The following is a 23,745-nucleotide window of genomic DNA, read 5'->3' as shown; positions in this document are numbered from 1 at the left end:
GGTCCTGGCATTTTTGCACTCGAAACCATCGCCCTGGTCTGCGGACTGGCCGCCGTAATTTATCTCTGTTTGCGGCCGACACGAAAATTACCCGGCGACTTCGAGCCCCCTCTTGGTTCAAACTTTAAAGCATGGTCAACCGTAATCTCATTCGCAATCTCGAAAGTGACGACACACTCTTAGCAGAAATCGACAGCTTGGCGTCCGGCACTGAGGACACCTGGCTCGACACGATCGAGTTGGAAGAATCGATCGAAATTAACAAGATTGTCGAGGGCCGAATTCTTCGTATGGACGACGAATTCGTGCTGATCGACATCGGCGGCAAGAGCGAAGGCAGCGTTCCCCGCGACGAATGGGATGAGGACGAAGATCCGCCGGAAGTTGGCGCCACGGTTCGCGTGCTGGTTGAAGACGTCGAAGACGAATTCGGTCGCACCGACGATCCGCACGGTATGGTCGCCCTTTCGAAGCGTAAGGCTCGTAAGATCGACGACTGGGAACGGACGATGGAATCCATCGCCGAAGGTCAGGTCGTCAAGGGGGAAGTCACCCGCAAGATCAAGGGTGGTTTGCTCGTCGACATCGGCGTCAACGTGTTCCTGCCTGCCAGCCAGGTCGATATTCGCCGTCCACACGACATCGCCGACTACATCGGCAAGACGGTCGAGTGCGAAGTGCTCAAGATCGATGCCGAACGTCGCAACATCGTTGTCAGCCGTCGTTCGCTCATCGAACGTAAGCGTAAGAGCGATCGTGAATCGTTGCTCAAGGAACTGGAAGTCGGTCAAACCCGCAAGGGCGTGGTCAAGAACATCGCCGACTTCGGTGCGTTCGTCGACCTGGGCGGCATCGACGGTCTGTTGCACATCACCGACATGAGCTGGGGCCGTATCGGTCACCCAACCGAAATGGTGAACATCGACGACGAAATCGAAGTTCAGATCCTGAACATCGACCACGAACGCGAAAAGATCGCCTTGGGTCTAAAGCAGCTGACCCCAAGCCCATGGGATGGTGTCGAAACCAAGTACCCAGTCGGCTCGAAGGTCAAGGGTTCGGTCGTCAACGTCATGTCCTACGGTGCCTTCGTCAAGCTGGAAGAAGGTATCGAAGGTCTGGTTCACATCTCGGAAATGTCGTGGACCAAGCGTATCAGCCACCCAAGCGAAATCGTCAACATCAACGACGAAATCGAAGTGGTCATCCTGGGCATCAACAAGGAGAAGCAAGAGATCTCCTTGGGTATGAAGCAGACCCAGTCGAATCCTTGGGAAAACATCAAGGACCGCTATCCAGTCGAATCGGTCGTCAAGGGCCGTGTTCGCAACCTCACCAACTACGGTGCGTTTGTCGAGCTGGAAGAGGGTATCGACGGCCTGCTGCACGTTTCGGACATGTCGTGGACCCGCAAGATCGGCCATCCAAGCGAAATGCTCGAAAAGGGCCAGGAAGTCCAGTGCAAGGTGCTCAGCATCGACGAAGAACGTCGTCGTATCGCTCTGGGCCTGAAGCAGCTCGAATCGGATCCATGGGCGACCACCATTCCCGAAAAGTACCAGCCGAACCAGTTGGTTAAGGGTAAGGTCACCAAGATCACCAACTTCGGCGTGTTTGTCGGTCTGGAAGACGGCCTCGAAGGTCTGCTCCACATCAGCGAACTGTCGGACGACAAGGTCGAAAACCCAGAAAACGTCGTCAAGGTTGGCGAAGAAATCGAAGTCAAGATTCTGCGAGTCGACACCGACGATCGCAAGATCGGCCTGTCGCGTAAGCGTGTTCAGTGGGCGGAAGACGAAGCTCCAGAAGCTTCGGAAGAAAGCCGTGGCGGCAGCAGCCAGCCATCCGAACTCAAGGGTGGTCTGGGCAGCAGCGGCCCGCTGTTCAACATGCCAAGCGAAGGCGAAGAAAACTAGTCCTCGCTCGTACGCATCACGAAATGATGAAGGCCCTGATCAAACGATCAGGGCCTTTTTTTTGCTGGTATAAGTGACGCGTGGCATTCTAGTAGCGGCGGATCTCTTTGGCATAGTGGCGGGCCGTGTCGGCAACTTCTTCGCTCCGATCTTTCGTACGCTTGCGAATCTCGGGCAAGAAAGGCTTCGCCAGCTTTCCCCAGTAGTGAAGCATGATAATCGCGAGGCGGCGGACGTTGGCTCGTCGATCGTTCAGCCTCTCAGCCAATGCCGGTAAGATCCTTCCGCTTTGCTTTTTGCGTAGCCGCTTGTCTCCCAGGCAGCAGACCGCATGCTGGCGTATCCATGCCTGGGGAGACTCAAGACCGCGCAGCACTTCGTCGATATCGCTGACCTGAATCGAGCGGCCGCCGGCCCTCTCTTTCTCCATTTGCTTTTGGCACCAAATGTCGGATAAGACCTGTTCCGCCAGTCGATAGTCGAGCGGGATCTTTCGATCAAAAGCCAGGTCGTAGTTGTAGAGCGAAAGGATGCCTTCCACGGCAATCTTTCTGGTTTTCACCTTGCGGGTCAGGCGAAACAAAAAGTCATGGTCTCCGAGCATGGCCAAGGCGGTCGTGTCGTGGAAGCAGGTCTCTTTCCCCGTGGAGGCCCGTCGGCGAAGCAGGGCAATCGCCTGGGGATCGTCCAGCCCCATCTCGCCAATCAGGTCGGCAGCGGCCCAATCCTGATCTTTGTCGTTCAGCAAAACATCCAGCAGCAGCGGCAAGGCATCGTGGCCGAGTTGAATGATCTGTTGGCGATGCTCCCACAGGTCTTTCCGGTAGAGGGCCAATTTCTGGTCGACAGGGCTACCGGAAAGTTGCTCTTCGTTGTCGAGCATTTCCTGCATGTTAGGAAAGAGCTTGCGAAACCGTGCCGGTGAGACGCATTTCCGCAAAGTCTCGACTTCGTTTTCTTCGGTAAAAACGAAAACGCCAAAGTCCTGGGTAACCTGCGGATGCTTCTTAAACGCTTTGCTAACTGACTTGGCGACGCGAATGAAGGAGTCGACATAGCGCTGGTACTCCTTTTCCCAGTCATCGTCGTCGAGCTTGGCGGCTTCCTTCTGGAGAGCACGATGAGCCTTGCGCAATTCCGGCGAAGCATATTTGATATTTGTCCATTTCCAATCGGCAGAACTCCAGCGGCTGTCGGTTTCTTCCCCCAGCAATTCGACCGTATTGGCCGCAAGCCAGGGCAGGGCGATCATGCCGCCACACTCGCCATAGAATTCGTGAAACACGACCGCGTAGAAGGTTCCCTTTGTACTGCCGATCCGCTTCTCGAGGGCAGCCAAGACGCCCTCGTAGCAATGTTGTTCCCACGCTTTCCAGTCCACAATTGCCATCACCCGCCCTCGTTTGGTGCCAGATCTCTTGCTGCTGACGGTCGGTTTTAGCGGGGCGAGACATCAATTTCCAGCATGGCCATGCTTGATCCGATTACCAGATTCGTCTTGGAACCAGCAACCAAGTAGTGGATGGCAACATGGGCAACAGCGAGCGGCATTCCTGCAAAGCGAGCGGAGGCCTTCGATCGGTGAAAGAGGGAAGCCGGGCTGCATAATCCCTACAGCCGTCACAGCTGCCGAGAGATTCTCTAAATATCCCCGACGTGCGGGTACTTCGATTGCATTCAGCACAACCGGAACATTCTGTGTATTGGTGCCGGTTTCGCCATGTGGCAAAGAAAGTGATAGCACATGGACGATAGCAGTGGTGTGACAGCGTGAAAATATTTCCCCCGCCACGAGTTCGAAAGCATAGAAGCGATATGGCCACTAAGACTAAACGGAGTGAAACGGAATTCGACGATTTCGAATCCGTGCAGAGTCCGCTCGAAACTTATTTGCGCGAAATCAACGAGACGGCGCTTCTTTCTGCCAAGGAAGAACGTGAGCTCGCAACCGCGATTGGCGAAGGGGACGTAGCCGCTCGAGACCGAATGGTTCGCGCCAACTTGCGTTTGGTCGTGAACATCGCTCGCGGTTACACCGGCAAAGGTCTGGGCCTGCAGGATCTCATTGAAGAAGGCAACCTGGGACTCTTGCGTGCGGTCGAAGGTTTTGACCCGGCAATGGGAACTCGGTTCAGCACCTATGCCAGCTACTGGATCAAGCAGTCGATCAAACGAGCCCTGATCAACTGTGCCAAGACTATCCGCATCCCGGCTTACATGGTCGAACTTCTTTCGAAGTGGCGACGGGCCACCAATCGTCTGACTGAAGAGCTTGGCCGTACGCCAACGCCGGAAGAGATTGCCCGTGTCCTGGGTCTGCAGAAGAAGAAGCTGCCGATCATCAAGAAGGCGATCCGCATCTATAACAGCACCCCGCAAACCGATCAGGCCGACAACGGCTGGTCGCTCGGCGAGATGGTGACCGATGAACGCCTCAAGAATCCTGAAGAGGAACTGGTCGAACACGACGACCTGAAGCACGTTCGCGAAATGCTGAAGACGATGGATGGCCGCGAGTCGACCGTCTTGAAGATGCGATTTGGTCTGCATGGCGAAGAACCACACACGCTGAAAGAAATCGGCGAGAAGCTGGGCCTGACGCGCGAACGTGTCCGTCAGATCGAAACGGAAGCTCTCAATCGTTTGGCCGAAGGATTGCAAGATCCACGCGAACGAATGCTGGAAGGCCCGATTCGTCGCCGTGCCCGCAAATAAGCTTCTGGCAGATTCGCTGAATCACAAGGTCTTCTGATGTGGCGTCAGAAGACCTTTTTTGTTTCTTGCCGCGGGATGCCTCCCCACCGTTAGCGTAGCGGCCCCATTCTTTCCGCAGCCTTGAAAACCACGTATATTCAGCACCTGGAGCTATCCATGTTTCAGGTGCTTTTTAATGGCTGGAGTGAGCAGCATGTCGGAAATTGATCTCAAGGCGTACATTCGCGATATCCCGGATTTCCCTAAGCCAGGAATTCTGTTCCGCGACATCACGCCTCTTCTCGCGAACCCGCATGCCTTCAACGAAGCCATCGAACAAATGGCTGCCCACTACGAAGGAAAGCAGATCGATGCGATCGTCGCGGCGGAAGCTCGCGGTTTCATCTTTGCGGCTCCGCTGGCTCTGAAATTGAACTGCGGTTTCGTGCCGGTTCGTAAGCCTGGCAAGCTGCCGTTCGATACGCACTCGTTCCACTACGAGCTGGAATACGGCAGCGATACGCTCGAGATCCATATCGATGGCGTGCGGCCTGGCCAGAACGTCCTGATGGTTGACGACCTGCTCGCAACCGGCGGCACGATGAAGGCTTGTTGCAATCTGGTCGAAAAGATCGGAGCGACCGTCGCTGGTTGCTGTTTCCTGATCGAACTGAAGGCCCTGGAAGGGGCCGAACGGATTGCTCCGTTTGAATCGTTCAGCTTGATCGAATACTAATCGAGCGCGACTCGTACCTATTTCGCTAGTCGAATCCCGGTGAACTGCCACCGGGCTTCCGGCGGAAAGAAGTTGCGATAGGTGTTGCGAATGTGACTTTGCGACGTGGCACACGATCCACCTCGCAGCACGTACTGGTTGCACATGAACTTGCCGTTATACTCGCCAATGGCACCTTCGGCAGGTCGATAACCAGGATACGCAACGTAGGGACTGGCGGTCCATTCCCAGGCATCTCCCATCATCTGACGCAGTCCGACATCGCTGTCTGCGGCGATCGGATGGAACTTCAGCGACTCGACGAAGTTCCCTTCTCCCGAAACGTTCTGGCTTGCCGTCTCCCACTCGAACTCTGTCGGCAATCGTTCCCCGCGCCAACGAGCGAACGCATCGGCCTCGAAGTAGCTGATGTGCGTCACCGGCACTTGTCTATCAAGTGGCACAAGTCCATGCAGCGTGAACTCGTGCCAGGCATCATTTCGGTGCACCCAATACAGCGGCGAATCCCACTGATCGCTCTGAACCTGATTCCAACCCATCGATAACCATAATTCCGGACGCTGGTAGCCGTTGTCCTCTAGGAACTCGAGATACTCGCCGTTGGTAACCAGTCGGCCTGCGATCTCGAACGATTGGATCAACGCTTCGTGACGTGGAAGTTCGTTGTCGTAGGCGAAACGATCGGTGGCGTGGCCGACCTCGACAATCCCGCCATCGAACCCATGCCACGATTGGGGACGCTCGGTTGACTGTTGTTCTCGACAACGATCGCGAGGCTGATAGACCGGGTAGAACGGATTCTGAGCGAACGCATGTTTCAGGTCGGTCAGCATCAACTCTTGATGTTGTTGCTCGTGATGCAAACCAAGCTCGACCAGCGATACGATCTGAGCGGCCTCACTTCCTTGAGCCTCGAGCAGAAGCTTTTCAATGCGATCGTCCACCTGGCGGCGATAGTCGATAATCTCGGCGACGGTCGGCCGTGTCAGCAAACCACGCTGGGGACGAGGAAACTGTTCACCGATTCCGTTGTAGTACGAGTTGAAAAGGTACTCGTACATCGGATTGACCGAATCAAAGTTCCGGGCGAATCGCTTCAGGATGAAGGTCTCGAAGAACCAGGTCGTGTGTGCCAGATGCCATCGAATGGGACTGGCATCGGGCATCGACTGGACGACGTAGTCTTCAATTTCCAGCGGCTCGCACAAGATATGTGTGAAGCCACGGACCGCTTCGTACTGAGGCAACAAGAACGCGGCGGTCGGTTGTCGATCGAGGGGAGTCGTGGACATGAGCCTTTTCCGAAAAGAGCTGCAGGGAAGGGAACCGCTTACAGAACGACCAGGTGCAAGACGGCGAAGTAGCGATTCACATCGGTCCATGAACGCCGCAGTGTCCAGCCGACCTCACTCGCCATCTGAGCGAAGCCTTCGATGCTGTACTTATGCGAGTTCTCGGTATGGATCAATTCGCCAGCCTTCAAACGTACCGATACGTCACCGAGACGAATCGCTTGATCGATGCGACTTCGCAGGTGCATCTCGACGCGTGACTTGGTTGGGTTGTAGAACGCGTGATGGTCGAAGGCCGTAACGTCAATCTCGGCATCCAACTCATTTCGCATGCGGCGAAGGAGGTTCAAATTGAATTCCGCCGTGACCCCGTCCGAGTCGTTATACGCCTTCTCGAGAACTTCCGGATCCTTCTTCAAATCGATGCCAATCAGCAGTCCCCCTTGCTGACCGCAAAGCTGCGCCATGTTGCTCAGCAGTTTCTGGGCGTCGGCAGGCTGGAAGTTGCCGATGGTCGATCCTGGGAAGTAGACCGCCTGGTGACTCGCTGGCCGATCGGCAGATGGCAACGAAAAGGGCCGGGTAAAGTCGGCACACACCGGTAACACTTCCAGATCGGGATACTCCGAGCGAATCCGATCGGCTGAACTGTGCAGATGTTCGCGCGAAATGTCGACCGGGACATAGGCCGCCGGATCAAGTAAATGGTCCAGCAAAAATCGCGTCTTCAGACTGCTGCCGCTGCCGAATTCAACGAGCATCACATCGCGGCCGAGACATTCTCCCATCTCGTCTGCGTGATGCTGCATGATCGACGTTTCAGTCCGAGTTACATAGTAGTCGTCAGTCTCGCAGATCGCATCGAACAAACGCGAGCCTCGTTGGTCGTAGAAGTACTTGCAGGGAAGTTGCTTGGGCTGGTTCCTCAGCCCGGACAATGCATCTTCCAAAAATGTATCGCGGGCAGAGTTTCGGCTTAGGGCCGTCGAGTGGTGACGGCCCGAATCGGAACGAGGCAGAATCATGGGTGTATCCAGGACGGGGTGAGATCTTGTTGCAGCGATGTTACCGAGTAAAGCAATCATCGCGCCGGAAACACGCCAGGCATTGTTGCGGGGCATTTTCAGAAGTCCGTGCTCTGGCTTACCAAACGAGCGGCAGAAGTTCGTTCTGGTTGGCAGTCCGACTGCCAACAAAACGAGGCGTTGGGAGTCCGCTTGGATAAATTTCCAGTTATTCCATCGGAATCTAGAGATCGACCTTCAGTCGGGGAGAATGTTGCCCACCCAAGCGAAGCACGACCCTGTCCTGGCGAAAAGGCAAGTGCGATGGGGGGTAAAAGCTGGCAGATTTGTAGAATGCGGGAAGGATTGTGCAATTTCTGCACACTCGATCGGTCAATTTCGCATCACTCCGAATCGTTACCTGCCACGCCAGCCGTGTGAGCTTTTTTTGTCCAATCTAAGCGAGAACTTCGCAATCTCGGCGCGTCCCCTTACCGCTGCTCTATGGGATGGCTTCACCTCGTTGCAAGGCCTAAATGTCTCGCATTGATTCTCTCGAATGTGTTAGCCAAATCCAAATCATTATTTGGCACGACTCGTGCATTTACGGCGTAGTGTTGCGCCAGAGGCGCTAGCAAATCCAACACCACAGGCTTGCTTCATGGCTGTCGATCTTTGTTTCAACAACCACTACTGTCCGTCTCTACGGTCGCGTCGAACCTATCGGCGCTGGCTGCTGGGAGCCATGCTTTTGGGCGCCGCGATTTGCGGTTCGCCACAGTGTCTATATGCGGCGGAACTCGACGACTCGAAAAAGCCTTCGTCTGCCGATTCAGCAATGGCTGCTGATCCCATCTTTGCCGCAATAGATGCGAAAGCGAAACAACACTCGCAGCGCGAGTACGAATCTTCGCACGAGCTTCCCGAGGACCTCAAAGAGCTCAACTACGATACCTATCGTTTGATCGCCTTCGAGCACGCACGCTCGATCTGGAAAAAGGAAGCCTTGCCGTTCTGGCTCGAGTTCTTCCATCGCGGTTATATCTTCCGCGACGAAGTCCAGGTCTCGCTGTTGCCCGACGGAGCGACTTCCGGTGACCAGGCCAACCGATTGGACTTCGACAAAACGATGTTCCAATACCGAGGCGAAGTGGCCGGACTCGATCCTCCAAAAGACCTCGGCTATGCCGGGGTGAAGGTGATCGGCAAGTTTCCTGACTCGGAGAACTACCTCGAAGTCGCCTCGTTCCTCGGAGCGAGTTACTTCCGTGCAATCTCGCCAGGACAGTTCTACGGATCGAGTGCCCGCGGTTTGGCAGTCGACATTGGACTCGCCAAGGCGGAAGAATTTCCAATATTTCGTGAATTCTGGATCGAGACTCCGAAGCCAGATTCGCAGGATTTGAAGGTGTGGGCGCTGCTGGACAGCCCGAGTGTTGCCGGGGCCTACGCCCTGGTGATTCACCCGAACGAAACAATGACCATCGACGTGAAGGCTCGACTTTACTTCCGCCGTGTGCCAGAGAAGGTCGGGATTGCTCCATTGACCAGTATGTTCATGTGGGGCCCCGGTAAGCCGGGACCTGAGAACGACCCACGTCCGCGCGTCCACGATGCCGATAGTTTGCTGATCCAACGGGGTGAAAACGACTGGATTCGACGTTCGTTAAACCGCTTGGATTTTCCGTCCCTTAGCAATTATGATGCGAAAGAGCTTCACGGCTTTGGATTGATGCAGGCCGAACGTCTGCCCAGCCGATACAAGGATGACGAGGCGAAATATCATTTGCGACCTAGCGTGTGGATCACGCCGAAGACGCCTTGGCAGGATGGTGCCGTCCAGTTGTTAGAACTTCCTTCCGAGCATGAAGGGATCGATAACATCGGCGCCTATTGGATGCCCAAACAACCAGTGAAGGTCGGCGAGCCGATCGATCTGGAATATGAAATTGCCTTTCTCAGCCAGTCGCCCAAGCAGCATTCGCTTGCCAAAGTGACTGATTTCCGAGTCGATCGCTCGGACAAATCCTCTCTCCGTCTCACCGTCGTCTTCCAAGGCGACGCCATTTCCAAATTCTCTACGGAACGCCAGTTGCAATCGCATATCGATGTGCAACGTGGCAAAGCGGAAAACATCGTCGTCCGGCGAACCGCTTTAAACACCGTGGAAGTGACGTGCAACCTGGTCCCGGACACACCGTACGCTATGGAGATGGAGGTTCACCTCGTTGACGAGGAGGAGCTCTTCTCAGAATCGTGGAGATATCTATGTCCCATTTAAGTTCAACCACCGATGTCGGAGCTGTCTTCGGACATTCCTTCGATACCGATCTGGGGTCGGTATTTCCCCACGTACCTGCATTGGTCGAGCTACCGGAATCGGATGTTCGGTCTGCCAAAATGGTGGTTGCCGAATACCTGCGCGATCTCGGTTTGACCGATCCAGAATTCATCGCCGCGGAAAGCAAGCGAATCGTCAGCGACGCCCTCGAGCAGATCGCGACCGATCCGAAAGCCAACGGCAAGCGGCTTCGCAAACTGGCGGTACGTTTGACCGTTAAGAAGCTCGCCAAGTGGGTGCATGCCATCGAAGTCGAAAACGACGCCAGCGATTCGCCTATTCCGACCGGCGTCATCGGCGCTCACTTGCCTGAACTACTGAACCTACATCCGGAAGGCCTGCTGGGCGACACCCTGCCAGAACCACTGGTCGCCAATGCCAAGACCAAGCGCAAGCCGGTCGTGCCGCAGTCCAAGCCGAAAGAAATGACGAAGCAGGAGCTGCCACTTCTGCCTCGCTGGGGAAAGCAATTTGCGGAAAAGCTCGGCTGGCAACAAGCCAAACGAGATCAGCGCGAACAGGCACCCGCTACGCAGCAGACCGACTGCTCGGTGTTGAACTGCTTCAACGTGACCCGTAGTTTGCTCGCCTTCCTGACGGTCCTGACGACAGGGGCCGCAGCGGCAGCCTATTGGGAAACGGTCAGCGCGACCGGGTTCTTCCAGTATCCCCTGGTGGCGTTGTTCGTCCTGCTGTTCTTTTGGATCGCGTTCAGCTTCTGGACCGCCTCGATGGGGTTGGCTTCGATCCTGTTCTCGAAGAAACAGAAGAAGACGCTCAGCCCTGGCGACGACGGTTACCTGGACGGTCTGCCACGCAGCGCCATCCTGATGCCAATCTATAACGAAGACACTTCCAGCGTGATGGCCAACCTGAAAGCGGTTGCCCTTTCGCTGAAATCGATTGCAGCGGCCGAGAAGTTCGACCTGTTTGTTTTGTCCGACACCACCAACCCAGACATCTGGTTGGAAGAAGAACGTGCCTGGGCCAAGCTGGCAATCGACCTCGGCGATAGTTGCAATGTTTACTACCGTCACCGCCCAAAGAATGTCAGCCGCAAAGCAGGCAACATCGCCGACTTCTGTCAGCGTTGGGGTGACCACTATCCTTACATGATCGTCCTCGACGCCGACAGCGTGATGGACGGTGCGACGCTGGTCGAAATGGTTCGCCGCATGGAGAACGATCCGAAGATCGGTATCCTGCAAGTGCCACCGACCCCAGTCAATCGTCAGTCGTTCTTTGCCCGGACTCAGCAGTTCGCTGCCCAGGTCTACGGTCGCGTCTTTCTGGAAGGGTTCGCCCTTTGGTCGGAATGCGACGGCAACTACTGGGGACACAACGCCATCATCCGCATCAAACCATTCATGGAACACTGCGACCTGCCAGTGCTGCCAGGCAATGGTCCACTGGGTGGCGAAATCCTCAGCCACGACTTTGTCGAAGCCGCTTTGATGCGTCGTGCTGGCTGGAAGATTTGCCTCGCCCACGATCTGCAGGGCAGCTACGAAGAATGCCCGACGACGATGCTCGACTACGCTCAGCGAGACCAACGCTGGTGCCAGGGCAACATGCAGCACATGGGCTTGCTTCTGGCCGACGGTTTTCACCCAGCCAGTCGCCTGCACTTGAGCATGGGGGTGATGAGCTATCTTTCGTCGCCACTGTGGCTGGTGTTCCTTTCGCTATCACTGGTCGCCGCTTTTATCAGCGGTGGTTCCGAAGGCAATGCCATCCTGGGTGGGCTGGCCGGTGGCTTGTTCGCCGCAACAATGGGCATGCTGCTATTGCCGAAAGCATTCGGTCTGATCGCTCTTTATCTGCGACCAGCTCCTCACGATACACCCGAAGTTCGCGAGAAAGCCTGGATGAGCGTCCTGCTCGAAACGGCCATCGCGATCCTGATCGCTCCGATCATGATGCTGCTGCACAGCCAGTTTGTGTTGGCAACGCTTCGCGGCAAGAAGGTGAAGTGGAATGCTCAGCAGCGTGACGACACCGGCGTGAGCCTGGGTGATGCGATCATGATGCACTGGGGGCATACCCTTATCGGTTTGGTCGTCACCACTGCATTGTTCATGACCGCTCCGGCATTCCTGTTTTGGCTGTCGCCGGTTTTGGTTGGTCTGCTCTTCTCGGTGCCGATCTCGATGGTTCTGGGGAGCCTCGAAATTGGTCGCAACTTGAAGAAGAACGGCCTGTTGATGATCGGTGAAGAAGTCCACAGCCCAGAAGTGCTGACCGCTCAGAGGACTGCCTTAGCTCAAGGCTTCCGTGAAAAGCAAGGGGCATCGAAGACCGATCCATTCCAGTTGGTGCTGGAAGATCCGGCTTACCTGGTGCTGCACTTGGGCATCCTTCGCACGGCCGATCGCGAGATTCCTGTCTTCCGCGATCAGTTGATGGAAATTCAAGCGATCGTGAAAAAGGACGGGCTGCAGGCCTTGCCACCACAGGTTCGCTTCCAGATTCAGAACAATCGGTACGCTATGGAACAACTGCACATTCAGTTGCGTTCGCAGCGTCAACCGAAGTCGGCTCTGGCTTATCGCTAAGCCAACCGCAAGAAGTCAACCATCTCAGGTGCTATGCCCACGTCCTGCGTGGGCATACATCTTTTCTTGGCGAGAGAAATCTCTTGATCGTTGGACGCTTGCCCCCTAGAAATGCTGGCAGCCTTTGTCGCTCGTTTGTCATTCAATCCTTATGACAGTGTGCCATGTCTGCCGAACCATCTCCCTTCGATCGCAAGTTGGCCCATCGTCAGTTTTCGGCCGAAGCCTTCAACACCGCTTGGGAGCTGATCGACAAGACCGACCGCGATCTGGAAGAAGACATCGACATGCTATGCCATGCGGCCGCGTCGATGTGGCATTGGCGTCACCGCGAAGACTTGACCGATCAATCACGCTCGGTCGGCTATTGGCAGCTTTCGCGAGTCTTCGCCCTATTAAGCGACGGACCGATGGCCAAGCAGTGCGGGCAGCTTTGCCTGAAGTACGCCCGGGGTACGCCTCCCTTTTACCAGGCATACGCCTACGAAGCCCTGGCCCGGGCCGCGGCGATTTGCGGCGAAATGACCGCGGCGAATCGCCATCTTGATTCGGCGGAACAACTTGCCAGGCAAGTGGGTGAGGCATCATCCCGCGAAATGCTACTTGCTGACTTGCAATCTATTCGGGGCTGAGTGCGCGAATCGGGAATTTCCGGCCTGTAACGGTTGTTTTTGGGAATTCCCTATATAGACTAAGCATCCAATGCCTCTGGTGGGGTGCGGTGTTCCCCATTTCAGACCGGCATCCCGTCGAGTCTCAAACATGCCCTAACTGCGTACCCATATCCGTCGTGGGACGCCTCCCCGAGATATTTCGCCGTGTATTCCGCTCTCTTATCGTGGCTTTCGCGAAAAGAAACTGTGCGATCCTCCGTCCGGACCAGCCGACGTCTGCCGATCGAGACACTGGAAATTCGGACGGTGATGACGTCCGTAGTCCCTTCCGATTGGCCGATGGAGCCAGTATACCCCGGCCCCTTTGTTCTATTGGGCAATACCGCCGAGCCACGCTACACCGCGAACTCAGTCGTGTTTCTGGGGGATAAGGCGTATCACAACGGCCGCGATGCCAATGGAATCTCGCAGCTATTCGAGTTCGATCAGGCCGACGCCAACGGTCTGCCTGCGGAACGAGCCGTGACCAGCTTTCATTGGTCGGCCTATCCAACCAGCATCATTCAAGTAACGCTGCTCGACGGGCAGATTTATTTCCAGACCACGAACTCGCAGGAAGTGCAGCTCTGGAAGTTTGATCCAGCCGCCAACCAAGGGGCTGGCGAAGCCACGTTGCTGCATCGCTTTGAAGGCTACCAACCTGGCGACACGATCCCCGAAGCGGAAGGGATGCTGACCGAGAACGGGAAGCTTTACTTCGAGCTGCAAAAGAGTGGCCAGTCTCAGGCATGGACCTATGAACCTGGCTCCGCCGAGCCGCTTCAGGCAATCGATACGATCCCGCAGCATCTCATCGATCAGCTTCCACCCCCTGCCGTCGAACAGCCATGGGAAGCGACCATCCTGTCAGCAAATGGACTGCCTCCGATAGTGCCTCTGAGGCTCGGTTTCCTGGTCAACAATCGTTGGACGCTCGAGCGGACAGTCGTCGACATTCAACTGACGCGTGATCCATCGTTGCCACTTGGATCGACGAGCACTGGCATGCCGCTGGAGCCAGGACAAATCGGCAGCAGCAATCGTTTCAACGAATGGGAGGAAGTCCCAGGCGAACTGTGGGTGACCGTCGGTGCCGATATGAAGTCTGGCCCGGTCGATTTGAACTGGGTGATGAAGTCGAAAGCATATTGGCTGGACGACCCTGAGATGGTCGCCGCGATTGGCGACGCCTCGCTGGAGACCGGCACCGATGAAAACGGTGTCCGCGTCACCACTGGCACGCTGCATGGAATCGATTTATCCGGCTACACCATCGGAGATCGTGTCCTGGTGGCACGTTTTGTCCAGAAGCCCAACGCGGACGATCCGGTTGGGATTGCGATTCAAACCGATGGCTACTATCCCACGCCAGAGACCAACATGATGTGGCTCGACGAAGCCCAGGTCAGCGGGAACGAAGAGTCCGCGATGGTTTCGCCCACAATCGCCGGAGAGTTTCATCCGGTCGCCTTCGATACCAACGACGACGGCCGCATCGATCGCGCGGATCTTGACGCGCTGCTAGAGCAAATGGCGAAAGGTCCTCTTGCGATCACCGGCGACGAAGGCTTCGCTTTCGACTTCAATCACGATTTGAAAGTGGGTCTCGTCGACTTCTCGATGATGACGAAAGAAATCGGCAAGTCGAAACCAGTTGCGGAACAACCGACATCGGCCTCCGAAGTCCCGGCGCCCCCACAAAACGACCCTTACGTCTACATCACTGGTTTCAATGCGGAAAGCCAGTGGGAAGTCTTCCACGTGCCGAAGTCCGTGAGCCAGGTGCTTGTCGACGAGTTGGATGGAATGAACTTCGTGGTGAACGAACAATTCCCGGTTTCGTTTCCTCGTTTCATTTTCGAGCCCGTGTGGATCTTTCCAGTTGAACTGACAGAGTTCAATTTCTGCGGCAATCGTGACGGTGAAGGGCTGCCCGATCTGAATGACGAAGTCGGTGACGGGGTAGACGAGGCAAGCTGAGAAGTAAGCCTCGCGCGGTAGTACACATCGCCTTCGAAAATAGTTCCTCTGGCATGGGCGAGGTGTCGTGATTAGAGTGCCTCCTTCTGGTGGAGACCTTGCCACTATCACGACGGCCAGGAGAACTTTTCAGAATGGCCCTGATCGTTGCCGTTTTTTCCTGGGCGATTGATCGTGAATGGCTTATCTTCGGTTCACGAGATCTAAAGAATAGATATCACCAATGTCATTAACATTCGGATGATATTAAAACCGATCTGGCGATATGTCCCACCACGCCAGATTGAATGCTTTCCCAGGCAACTTAAGATCTTTGCCCCCACCATGCCAGCCATCGGGCTGAGCCCTCAAGTTTGAATAAGGCGGAACTCTGCCCAGAGTCTTTACCGTTTGGAACACACTTGAAGAGGGGAGAACTATGCCGAAGCGAACAGCCTTCACGCTGGTGGAATTGCTTGTTGTCATTGCGATTATTGGCGTCTTGATCGCACTTCTTTTGCCTGCGGTGCAGATGGCACGCGAGGCCGCGCGACGTGGACAATGCGTGAACAACATCAAGCAGATGGTGCTCGGAATGCACAACTACATGGACGTCAATGGCGGACACATACCGCGCGGCGTGCACTTCTCGCACACGACCCGCGCCGACGGATGCGGCGGCGACGAAGGGAATCCCTATGCCCATACCTTGCATACATACTTATTGCCATATATCGAACAGAAGAACATCTACGACGAGGTCGACTTTCGTTATGGCATGAAGGCGTCGCAGAATGCTCACGTCAAAGCGATGCGTGTTTCGACCTATGAATGCCCGAGCTCGCCACTGGGGCCGTACATCAACACTTGTGGCCCGAACAACTATCCGGTGGCCATGTCGAGCCATGGTTACGGACAGTGTGGTCGCTATGGACCGCCCAACGGCGGCGTGTTCTCGATCTTCTGGGGACTGAAGTATGCGTTCTCGGCCGGAACGCCGATTCCGCTCGACAACGCGCCGGTCGTGGCACCGAAGATGAAGATGGCGGCCGTGACCGATGGGCTTTCTAACACGATGGTCGTCGGCGAGTTCGCCCCAGGCCTCGACTACGTGCTGGAGAACGGAGTCGACAAGAACCAGTTCGCCCGAAGCTGGTTTGACGGGCAGTATCAGTCGAACATCGGTTACACCATTCACCGCAACGGAACGCCCAACAGCCCTGAGCCAACGTGGGGTTCCGGTACCTATGCCCGCAACATCTCGACCGTGGGGAGTTATCATCCCGGCGGCGTTAATGGCGGAATGATGGACGGGAGCGTCCGATTTATTCCCGACACGATCGATGGCAACTTGTGGTTTGCGATGGGAACGCCGCAAAGTGGTGAAGTCGTTACGTTAACGTTTTAGCACCGACGAAGGAGATGCGATGAGATTTCTAATTATGTTGTCACTGATCGTCGCGCTGGTTGGATGTTCTCAGGCGATTGCGCCTGAGAACGTCGTGGAAGTCAGCGGCAGCATCTCAATGGAAGGTAAGCCTTGCCGTGACGCCGAGGTGACCTTTCAGGCCGAGCATCTGCCGACGGTCGGTCGAGCCGTAACCAATGGCAACGGTAAGTTCGTCCTCGACGAGCTGCTGCCAGGGGAGTACACCGTCAGCATTTTCCGAATGTCGCAAGATGGTATGTCGATTGATCCCATGTTTGAAAAGTATGCCGGGACCGACAGCCAACTGGTCGCCGTCGTCACGCCTGAGAAAACGACGTTCGACTTCGACCTGGCCAAGTAGCTCCCCCCCATAGAAAAGGCCTCTGATTCGCTCAGAGGCCTTGGCATGTTTGGGAACCGCATTGCAGACGCGGTTTACGACTCGCTCGAAAGCTGCCAGCAAGTCAGGCTCGCACCACTCCGCAGGTAGAGCCGGTCGCCGACCAGCGCCGGATGCGAGAAGGCGTCGATCTTTTCCGCCGAGAAAGTGAAGCGGCCGATGATCGGGCAATCGTCGTCGGTCGCATCGATCAGCAGGAGCTCTCCATTGCCGACAACCAGCAAGTGACGATTATCCGCGATCATTGCGGCATAGTCACCGAGTGTTTTGTCACGTTGTCGCGAGAGTTCTTTCAGGTCTTGCGATAAGTCCAAGCAGTATAAAAATCGATTCACGCAGAAGACACGCTTACCTACCACGACGGGCGAACTCATGTCGGGCGTCAGCTTGCGATTGGTCATGACCGGCTCTGGATCGATCATGCCATCGGCCTGAAATTGATACAGCCGAGTCCCATTGTTTTCTGTCGCGACCAGCAGCTTGTCATCGACAACGACGGGCGTAGGAACGTTGAAGTCTCCTTCGATCTCTGGTGTGATCGACCACAGACGAACGCCGGTTATCGCATCCCATCCGCCCAGCGTGGTGGCGTCGTGTCCAACGATCTGTCGACGGTTGCCTAAGGTTGCCACGATTAGCGAGCCATAGGATGGCGCGGCTCCGGCAGTCTTCCAGGCGACCTCACCGCTGGCGATATCCAAAGCAACGAGCGCGGCTTCTTTTCCGCCGGTTTGCACAATGACTTTGTCATCGACGATCAAAGGAGATCCGCAATAACCCCACGGCAAATCGGCATCGGCGCCGAAGCGGGACTTCAGGTTCATTTTCCACTGAATCTTACCGCTGGCAAGTTCCACGCAGTGCAGATCACCCATCGCACCAAGCAGGATCACGCGATCATCGACGATGCTCGGCGTGCTGCGTGGTGACTGGCCGTAGTCGAGATTGTCGACCGCCAGGTACTGCAGTTGCCACAGTGTCTTGCCGGTAGCGGCATCTAGGCAACTGAACATGTCTTGAAAGTCATCGAAGTCACGATGACCGACGACCACAAACTGGTCGTTCGCGGCAATGCCTCCCAGTCCAGCACTGGGAAGCACGGTGGTCCAAAGCGATTGCGGTTCTGCCGGAAACGAAGAGGGCAATCGCGGGTAATGGCCGTCGCGACCTGGGCCGCGCCAACCATTCCAAGCTGGGGAAGAGACCTCAGCTACTTTTTTTTTGCAGCCTCATCTTCCTCGACCGGCACGAAGCCGACGAGCGTTTCGAGCTGCGAACAAAGTTCCGGTTCCGTGGCGACCATCATCAGGCTGTCGTGAACCTTCTTCTGCTGTTCGGGCGAGAGATTGTCCGTGGCGAAGGCGGTCACAAATGGAACCGTCTTCGTCTTGCCAATCACGCGCAGATCACCCTTCTTGATCGTGCCACAGCCTTCTAAAAGAGGCGCGGCGTAGCTCGAGATGACGGCGGCACCTTTGGTCGGGCCCTCCAACTCGAGGATCTTACAGGCTCCATCACTACAGGCCTGGGAGATCTCTAACGTCTCCGGCAATGTGATGCCTGCCTTGGTCAGCAGTTCGATCGCGGCTTCGTGCTTCTCGGCGGCATCGATCGCACCGAAGTAGATCTGGTAACCCTTCAGGTCGGCAGGCTTCTGGGCCGGGTCGTCCTTGGGAACCACGATCATCCCATACTGCGTGGTCGAACCGGTCTTGTCCGTTAGGCGCGCCAGGGCAGTTGCCGAAAGGCCTTTCTGCTTGGTGTCGTATCGCACGACCGAATCTTTGCCGATCACGATGTCGATGGTTCCACCTGCCAGGTCTTCCGGCTTCAGCGTTTCCAGCGACTCGGTGAAGAGCAGATGCACCGATTGGCCCATCTGCTTTTCGAGGAAAGCTTCGAGTGCTTCATATTTCCGCTGGGCATAACCTTCCACGCAAGGGCAAGAAAGGGGAGCGGCCAGCGGATCCATGACCACCATCGTCAGCGGCTTTTCTTCCGCATAGAGGGTCGTCGCAGAGATAACGGCCAGCAGCATCGCCCCGAATAGCGATGCCTGGCGGGCAAAAAGATGCATTGAGTTTCTCCTGAGAGAAGTCAGTTGTAGATCGAAGGGAGAATCGCACCAAGGTGATTAGGTTTCCTTGGTCGCTTCTACCTTGGTGGTCTCGGCCGAAGGAGCCTTGCGCTGCATCAACACGATGTGGTTACGCGTGATGTCGAGCATGTAGACCGAATCGTTGTCAGGCGAAATCGCAATCGAGACGTTCTTGCAACCAGGAACGAGCTTGACATCACCGATGTATTCCTTGAACGTGCCATCGGCGGCAAATCGCTTGATGCGACCGGTGTTCGATTCGGCAGTGTAAACGTCGCCAGCTTTGTCGAAGCAAACGTTCATCGGATTGCAGCAGCTGGTAAAGCCATCCGCGCCGGTACGATCGCGCTTGCCCCAACTCGTCAGCATTTCGCCGGAAGGCTCGAAGCAGGCCACGCGATGGCGAGCGTTTTCAGCAACGTAGATTCCGGAGGCACAAGCCTGAACGTCCATGTGTCCGCAGCAACCACGGAGTTCTTTCACCACCAGCTTCGGTTCGGCGAAGTCGACGTTGGTTTGCCAGACGTCGAACGTATAACCCACGGAGGAAGGTGTTGCCAGGTAGACGTTCTTGCCATCGGTGCTGATCGAAGCAACCCGCAGTTTACTCACCTTAAGCGACTGCAAGACCTTTTCGATTTCGGCCGAGTTGTCAGGCTTGTCTTTGCCTTCGCCCGCTTTGGCCTTAGCTTCTTCCTGGGCCTTTTGTTGCTCTTCGAAGTTCTTGATGTTCTCTGGCAAGATTTGCAGCAAGCGGATTTCCTGTTCGTTCAGTTCTTCCGTCTTCTGCTTTTCTTCGAGCTGGGTGATCATGCCTTTGTAGGCCGAGATAATCGATTCCAGCGATACGGGCGGGCGATTGACCTGTTCTTCGGCTTGTTTGCGAAGTTCGTCTTCATGCTCGGCGAGAGCCGCTGCATGAGGAGCGTCTGCTTCTTTGAGCAGCTTACCCTCTGGCGAGAAACGCAGCATCTTGCCGTGACCGGCAACCAGAATGGTTCCGTCGGCAGCCGAGTTGATTGCTTCGGGTTTGATGGAAACTTCCCACGAAGAAAGTTTTTCACCATTGGCATCCAGAACCATGACCTGGCCAGGGCCGATTCCGCAAGCTGCGAGAATCTGTCCCTTGGCATCGAGGCAGAAGGCATTCACCGGTGTGTCCTTCGGAATCTCGATAAGCCGGGTCTGCTCGTGCGTCGCTTGCTGGTCGATGTCGATCGGTTCCTCTGGCTCTTGAGCCCATACCGGAAACGCGATCAAAGCCGTCAAGAAAAGTCCCCATGCACCCCAGAATTGCCGCATGTCTGTGCTCCTTGTGCGATAAGTGTGGCTCCGTATCGGAAGGTTTGATTATCGCGCGAATCTATATAAATGACAATCAAAATACGAAGCTAATTGTCCTGCATTCGATGAATTCGCATGTATTTTTTCGCGTAGACGGCGCATAAGCATGTCACCAAGAAATCGGAAAAAATGAGATCATCATCAAGTCAAGAATCATGGATGGGTGCAGAGCGAATCCTGGTGGGTTAGGATAGATTTCCTTCCCCGATTCCTGCCTGATTGCTCAACGAGACTTCTCATGCCGATTCGATTTTTCGCCAGTGCGTTGCTGCTGATTCTTTTGTGCTCAACGGGTTTCGCCGCAGAGACCAATGCCCAGCGCATGCCGAACGTGATTGTGGTGATGGCCGACGATATGGGCCTGGGCGACCTCTCGGCGACCAATCCTCAGTGCCAGATCAAGACGCCGCGACTCGATCGACTGGCAAGCGAGGGGTTGACCTTTCTCGACGCACACACACCCAGTTCGGTCTGTACACCAACTCGATATGGTCTGCTGACAGGCCGGTACAACTGGCGATCGAAGCTGGCCAATGGCGTGCTCGGTGGAACCAGTCCGCATCTGATTCCAGCCGATCGCCCGACGCTGGGGCATCTCATGCAGAAGGCCGGTTATCACACTGCCATGATTGGTAAATGGCACCTCGGTTGGGACTGGCACAAAACGAACGACGGAATTGATTTCAGCAAACCGGTGAAGAATGGGCCTGATATTAATGGCTTCGATTACTATTACGGGCACTGCGGCTCGCTCGACATGCCTCCCTATGTTTGGGTGGAAACGGGCAAACCAACGGCCATCCCGGTCCGCGAAGAAGGTGTCACACGGGAAGAGGATGCTTACGGCTGGTATCGCAAAGGACCGATCGCACCTGACTTCGAGATCGAACAGGTCTTGCCGCATCTGTTCGACAAATCGATTGCCTACGTGCAAGAGCGAACTTCGGATGTCAATCGCGACAAGCCGTTCTTTCTTTATTTGCCATTGCCTGCACCACACACGCCGATCGTTCCCCTGCCACCATTTCGCAACGCGAGCAGTTTGAATCCGTATGGCGACTTCGTGATGCAAGTCGATCATCATATGGGACAGCTTCTCGATACGTTGAAGGAGCAGGGGATCGAAGGCAACACGATCGTCTTCTTCACCAGCGACAACGGATGTTCGCCTCAGGCCAACTTCCCGGTGCTGAAAGAAAAGGGGCACGACCCGAGTGCTGGGTTCCGTGGGCACAAGGCCGATCTATACGAAGGTGGTCACCGCGTCCCTTTGCTCGTGCGATGGCCGGGACACGTCGAACCAGGCTCGAAGACCCAATCGCTGGTGTGCCTCACCGATATCTATCCGACGCTGGAAGCGATTACGCAACAAGAACTCCAACCGACCGGTGGTGAAGATGGCTATAGTCTGGTGCCACTATTTGAAGGAAAAGATTCGACCGGGCGCGATACGCTGGTGAGCCATTCAATCTCTGGGCATTTCGCCATTCGCCAGGGAGACTGGAAGCTGCTCCTCGCATCCGGCAGTGGTGGCTGGAGTGCTCCGAAAGAGAACGTTGCCCGGAAACAAGGTTTGCCAGATCTGCAGCTTTATAACCTCGCTGCAGATCCTGCTGAGCAAGAGAACCTGGTCGCGGAACACCCTGAGAAAGTGAAACAGCTTCTCGACCTGCTTCAGCAGCAAGTCGAGAATGGCCGATGCACGCCTGGCGAGAAGGTTCCCAACGATCGCCAGGTGAAAGTGATGCCGCAGGGTTAGACCTTGAACTGTCCCAGCAAACCTTGCAGTTCGTGCGTCAACTGAGCAACGCTCGAAGCGGTCGGGATTGAAGGAGGTACGTTCTTCATCTACGGCGAGACCAACCACGGCCGCAGTATCACGACCGACTACTTAGGCGACTACCAAACGCTGAGTAACCTCGACTCCGATCCTTTCACGCAAATCAGTGAATACTGGTGGATGCAGGAATTTGGCGAGGGAGACGTCTGGTTCAAGATTGGCACGCAGGATGCCAACGCCAACTTCTGTCCCCTCGACCTGGCAGGCGATTTGGTTGGATCTTCGTTCGGCCTCATTCCCAACGTGCCGAAGCCAACCTTTCCGAGGCCTGGGATGGGCCTTGCAGGGTTTGCTCGTTGGTCCGATTCATTCTGCTGAAAGGGGGCATCTACGACGGAAATCCACGTGGCGGAACGTGGGGCCTCAACGAATTGGGCAAATATGACCACTTCGCGATTTTCGAAGCGGCCTGAGAACCACGTTTCGGCGCGGAAGGCCAATTGACCGGGGAGTATCGCCCGGTGCGTGGCGACATTCAGGGGAAGTCGAGCACGTCGATGGCAGCGGGGAAACTCGTCAGGGAAATCATGGTTTCTACATGGCGTTCGATCAGTTGGTGTTTCGAGAAGGGAACGCCCCAGAAACCGATCAAGGACTGGGATTGTTCTTCCAGCTAGGCTGGGCCCCAGAGCAGTACAACGAAATCAACCGATATTACGGCTGCGGTCTGAACTACACGGGATTCTTCGAGAGACGAGACGAAGATTACATCGGGCTGGGGTGGGCCTGTACCCAATGGGGGCCCACCATTCATGAAATTTCAGGGCATTCGTACGAATCGCTCGCCGAGCTCTATTGTCTCTGACAGTTGACTGAGTCGATTGTCGTGCAGCCTGACTTCCAATTTGTTGCCAACCCAGGCGGAGCCGATGCCCGAGATTGCCTGGCCATTGGTTTGCGATTTGAAATCGCTCTCTAGAAAACCGATCTATCGGCGATAAATCTTGCCGCGACGATTGCGGTAATGGTATCGAGCCGCCACTTCCGTTGGCTGATCTTGAATTTGGGCCGATCGACCTGGCGTAACCGCTGGGGGAACCATAAGAAACGAAGCGACGGTCAGTCGACCAGCCCTTACCAGAACAAATACGTTTCCCATCCGAGAACCTCAGGAAAAGCGAATCATCAATGGGGGAGTGAAAGATTCAAGATCTATCTCCACCCGAATCAAAGCAGCAGAAGGGTCAACTTCCGCCAATGGGGCAGGGTATTGTTGTACTGATTATGCCGGTTGTTCAGAAAACGAATTGCCGACGAAAAGCGAGCCCAGCTTAGGTCACGAAAACCAAGGGCTTGATCGACCAGCGAATTAGAGATGCTTGGTCTTGGTTCAGACTTCAGGTAGCTTGGCAGCGCGCATGAAAAAACCTCTTAGAGCTGTGAAGCTCTAAGAGGCTTTTCAATATAAATAAGGTAGTGACTTGCTTGAGTGATCGGTGGTCGTCCCACTTTTGGGTTCGTTGGGTTCGTGAAAACCACTTGAA

General features: G+C 55.5%; 18 protein-coding genes and 1 pseudogene. 12 read left to right on the top strand and 7 right to left on the bottom strand.

The window, feature by feature from the left end; genetic code table 11:
- The first annotated feature begins 131 nt into the window (after positions 1-131).
- Positions 132-1,916, top strand: a complete 1,785-nt coding sequence (locus tag ABD890_RS00090) for a 30S ribosomal protein S1 (RefSeq protein ID WP_345084078.1) — start codon at positions 132-134, stop codon at positions 1,914-1,916.
- 88 nt (positions 1,917-2,004) lie between these two features.
- On the opposite strand, the gene ABD890_RS00085 is transcribed toward ABD890_RS00090, so the two are convergent.
- The gene (locus ABD890_RS00085) at positions 2,005-3,306 is read right to left on the bottom strand and encodes a DUF4303 domain-containing protein (RefSeq protein WP_345084076.1); all 1,302 of its coding nucleotides are present in this window, start codon (positions 3,304-3,306) and stop codon (positions 2,005-2,007) included.
- 425 nt (positions 3,307-3,731) lie between these two features.
- On the opposite strand from ABD890_RS00085, the gene ABD890_RS00080 reads away from it, so the two are divergent.
- Both ABD890_RS00080 and ABD890_RS00075 read left to right on the top strand, forming a co-directional pair.
- Complete coding sequence (locus tag ABD890_RS00080; protein WP_345084073.1) at positions 3,732-4,631, top strand: sigma-70 family RNA polymerase sigma factor; 900 nt, start codon at positions 3,732-3,734, stop codon at positions 4,629-4,631.
- Positions 4,632-4,824: 193 nt separating this feature from the next.
- Entirely contained in the window at positions 4,825-5,346 is a 522-nt protein-coding gene (locus tag ABD890_RS00075) for an adenine phosphoribosyltransferase (protein WP_345084070.1), read from the top strand.
- Between the two features lie 17 nt (positions 5,347-5,363).
- On the opposite strand, the gene egtB is transcribed toward ABD890_RS00075, so the two are convergent.
- Together egtB and egtD are read right to left on the bottom strand one after the other, a co-directional pair.
- Complete coding sequence (gene egtB / locus ABD890_RS00070) at positions 5,364-6,638, bottom strand: ergothioneine biosynthesis protein EgtB (protein ID WP_345084067.1); 1,275 nt, start codon at positions 6,636-6,638, stop codon at positions 5,364-5,366.
- Positions 6,639-6,676: 38 nt separating this feature from the next.
- A complete protein-coding gene (egtD, locus tag ABD890_RS00065) occupies positions 6,677-7,663 on the bottom strand; it encodes an L-histidine N(alpha)-methyltransferase (RefSeq protein WP_345084064.1) in 987 nt (328 codons plus the stop codon).
- Positions 7,664-8,303: 640 nt separating this feature from the next.
- On the opposite strand from egtD, the gene ABD890_RS00060 reads away from it, so the two are divergent.
- From ABD890_RS00060 to ABD890_RS00035, 6 genes are all read left to right on the top strand, one after another.
- Positions 8,304-9,923 (top strand): glucan biosynthesis protein, encoded by a 1,620-nt coding sequence (locus ABD890_RS00060; protein WP_345084061.1) that lies wholly within the window; start codon positions 8,304-8,306, stop codon positions 9,921-9,923.
- Positions 9,911-12,538, top strand: a complete 2,628-nt coding sequence (gene mdoH / locus ABD890_RS00055) for a glucans biosynthesis glucosyltransferase MdoH (RefSeq protein ID WP_345084058.1) — start codon at positions 9,911-9,913, stop codon at positions 12,536-12,538. The genes ABD890_RS00060 and mdoH overlap by 13 nt, the downstream gene beginning before the upstream one ends.
- 164 nt (positions 12,539-12,702) lie before the next feature.
- Positions 12,703-13,170, top strand: coding sequence for a hypothetical protein (locus ABD890_RS00050; protein WP_345084055.1), 468 nt, complete (start codon positions 12,703-12,705; stop codon positions 13,168-13,170).
- A 228-nt stretch (positions 13,171-13,398) separates the two neighbouring features.
- On the top strand, positions 13,399-15,171 hold the full coding sequence (locus ABD890_RS00045) for a hypothetical protein (protein ID WP_345084052.1): 1,773 nt from the start codon (positions 13,399-13,401) through the stop codon (positions 15,169-15,171).
- A gap of 418 nt (positions 15,172-15,589) precedes the next feature.
- On the top strand, positions 15,590-16,558 hold the full coding sequence (locus ABD890_RS00040; RefSeq protein ID WP_345084049.1) for a DUF1559 family PulG-like putative transporter: 969 nt from the start codon (positions 15,590-15,592) through the stop codon (positions 16,556-16,558).
- 19 nt (positions 16,559-16,577) lie between these two features.
- Complete coding sequence (locus ABD890_RS00035; protein WP_345084046.1) at positions 16,578-16,940, top strand: carboxypeptidase-like regulatory domain-containing protein; 363 nt, start codon at positions 16,578-16,580, stop codon at positions 16,938-16,940.
- A gap of 74 nt (positions 16,941-17,014) precedes the next feature.
- On the opposite strand, the gene ABD890_RS00030 is transcribed toward ABD890_RS00035, so the two are convergent.
- The 3 genes from ABD890_RS00030 to ABD890_RS00020 all read right to left on the bottom strand — a co-directional run bounded on the left by ABD890_RS00030 (position 17,015) and on the right by ABD890_RS00020 (position 20,379).
- Positions 17,015-18,079 carry an outer membrane protein assembly factor BamB family protein gene (locus ABD890_RS00030; RefSeq protein WP_345084043.1) on the bottom strand — a complete coding sequence of 355 codons (1,065 nt, stop codon included), beginning with the start codon at positions 18,077-18,079 and terminating at the stop codon, positions 17,015-17,017.
- A 110-nt stretch (positions 18,080-18,189) separates the two neighbouring features.
- Positions 18,190-19,056, bottom strand: coding sequence for a PhnD/SsuA/transferrin family substrate-binding protein (locus tag ABD890_RS00025; protein WP_345084040.1), 867 nt, complete (start codon positions 19,054-19,056; stop codon positions 18,190-18,192).
- Positions 19,057-19,113: 57 nt separating this feature from the next.
- On the bottom strand, positions 19,114-20,379 hold the full coding sequence (locus tag ABD890_RS00020) for a hypothetical protein (protein ID WP_345084037.1): 1,266 nt from the start codon (positions 20,377-20,379) through the stop codon (positions 19,114-19,116).
- A gap of 280 nt (positions 20,380-20,659) precedes the next feature.
- Here ABD890_RS00020 and ABD890_RS00015 point away from each other — a divergent pair, with 280 nt between their 5' ends.
- From ABD890_RS00015 to ABD890_RS00010, 3 genes and pseudogenes are all read left to right on the top strand, one after another.
- Positions 20,660-22,180, top strand: a complete 1,521-nt coding sequence (locus ABD890_RS00015; RefSeq protein WP_345084034.1) for a sulfatase family protein — start codon at positions 20,660-20,662, stop codon at positions 22,178-22,180.
- A gap of 66 nt (positions 22,181-22,246) precedes the next feature.
- A complete protein-coding gene (locus ABD890_RS25475) occupies positions 22,247-22,579 on the top strand; it encodes a carbohydrate porin (protein ID WP_425548468.1) in 333 nt (110 codons plus the stop codon).
- A gap of 91 nt (positions 22,580-22,670) precedes the next feature.
- Positions 22,671-23,180 (top strand): annotated as a pseudogene (locus ABD890_RS00010) (carbohydrate porin).
- Between the two features lie 9 nt (positions 23,181-23,189).
- On the opposite strand, the gene ABD890_RS00005 reads toward ABD890_RS00010, so the two are convergent.
- Entirely contained in the window at positions 23,190-23,360 is a 171-nt protein-coding gene (locus ABD890_RS00005) for a hypothetical protein (RefSeq protein ID WP_345084030.1), read from the bottom strand.
- Between the last annotated feature and the right edge of the window lie 385 nt (positions 23,361-23,745).

Source organism: Bremerella cremea (genome assembly GCF_039541315.1).
Lineage (GTDB): Bacteria > Planctomycetota > Planctomycetia > Pirellulales > Pirellulaceae > Bremerella > Bremerella cremea.
Note: the sequence above shows the minus strand (reverse complement) of the source record. Positions and strands in the feature narration are given on the sequence as shown.

Bases quoted from the DNA above. Each gene is read 5' to 3' on its own strand.
- ABD890_RS00085 (WP_345084076.1), bottom strand. From the start codon at position 3,306: ATGGCAATTGTGGACTGGAAAGCGTGGGAACAACATTGCTACGAGGGC.
- ABD890_RS00050 (WP_345084055.1), top strand. From the start codon at position 12,703: ATGTCTGCCGAACCATCTCCCTTCGATCGCAAGTTGGCCCATCGTCAG.
- mdoH (WP_345084058.1), top strand. From the start codon at position 9,911: ATGTCCCATTTAAGTTCAACCACCGATGTCGGAGCTGTCTTCGGACAT.
- ABD890_RS00025 (WP_345084040.1), bottom strand. From the start codon at position 19,056: ATGCATCTTTTTGCCCGCCAGGCATCGCTATTCGGGGCGATGCTGCTG.
- ABD890_RS00075 (WP_345084070.1), top strand. From the start codon at position 4,825: ATGTCGGAAATTGATCTCAAGGCGTACATTCGCGATATCCCGGATTTC.
- ABD890_RS00020 (WP_345084037.1), bottom strand. From the start codon at position 20,379: ATGCGGCAATTCTGGGGTGCATGGGGACTTTTCTTGACGGCTTTGATC.
- ABD890_RS00005 (WP_345084030.1), bottom strand. From the start codon at position 23,360: ATGGGAAACGTATTTGTTCTGGTAAGGGCTGGTCGACTGACCGTCGCT.
- egtD (WP_345084064.1), bottom strand. From the start codon at position 7,663: ATGATTCTGCCTCGTTCCGATTCGGGCCGTCACCACTCGACGGCCCTA.
- egtB (WP_345084067.1), bottom strand. From the start codon at position 6,638: ATGTCCACGACTCCCCTCGATCGACAACCGACCGCCGCGTTCTTGTTG.
- ABD890_RS00035 (WP_345084046.1), top strand. From the start codon at position 16,578: ATGAGATTTCTAATTATGTTGTCACTGATCGTCGCGCTGGTTGGATGT.
- ABD890_RS00015 (WP_345084034.1), top strand. From the start codon at position 20,660: ATGCCGATTCGATTTTTCGCCAGTGCGTTGCTGCTGATTCTTTTGTGC.
- ABD890_RS00040 (WP_345084049.1), top strand. From the start codon at position 15,590: ATGCCGAAGCGAACAGCCTTCACGCTGGTGGAATTGCTTGTTGTCATT.
- ABD890_RS00080 (WP_345084073.1), top strand. From the start codon at position 3,732: ATGGCCACTAAGACTAAACGGAGTGAAACGGAATTCGACGATTTCGAA.
- ABD890_RS00090 (WP_345084078.1), top strand. From the start codon at position 132: ATGGTCAACCGTAATCTCATTCGCAATCTCGAAAGTGACGACACACTC.
- ABD890_RS00060 (WP_345084061.1), top strand. From the start codon at position 8,304: ATGGCTGTCGATCTTTGTTTCAACAACCACTACTGTCCGTCTCTACGG.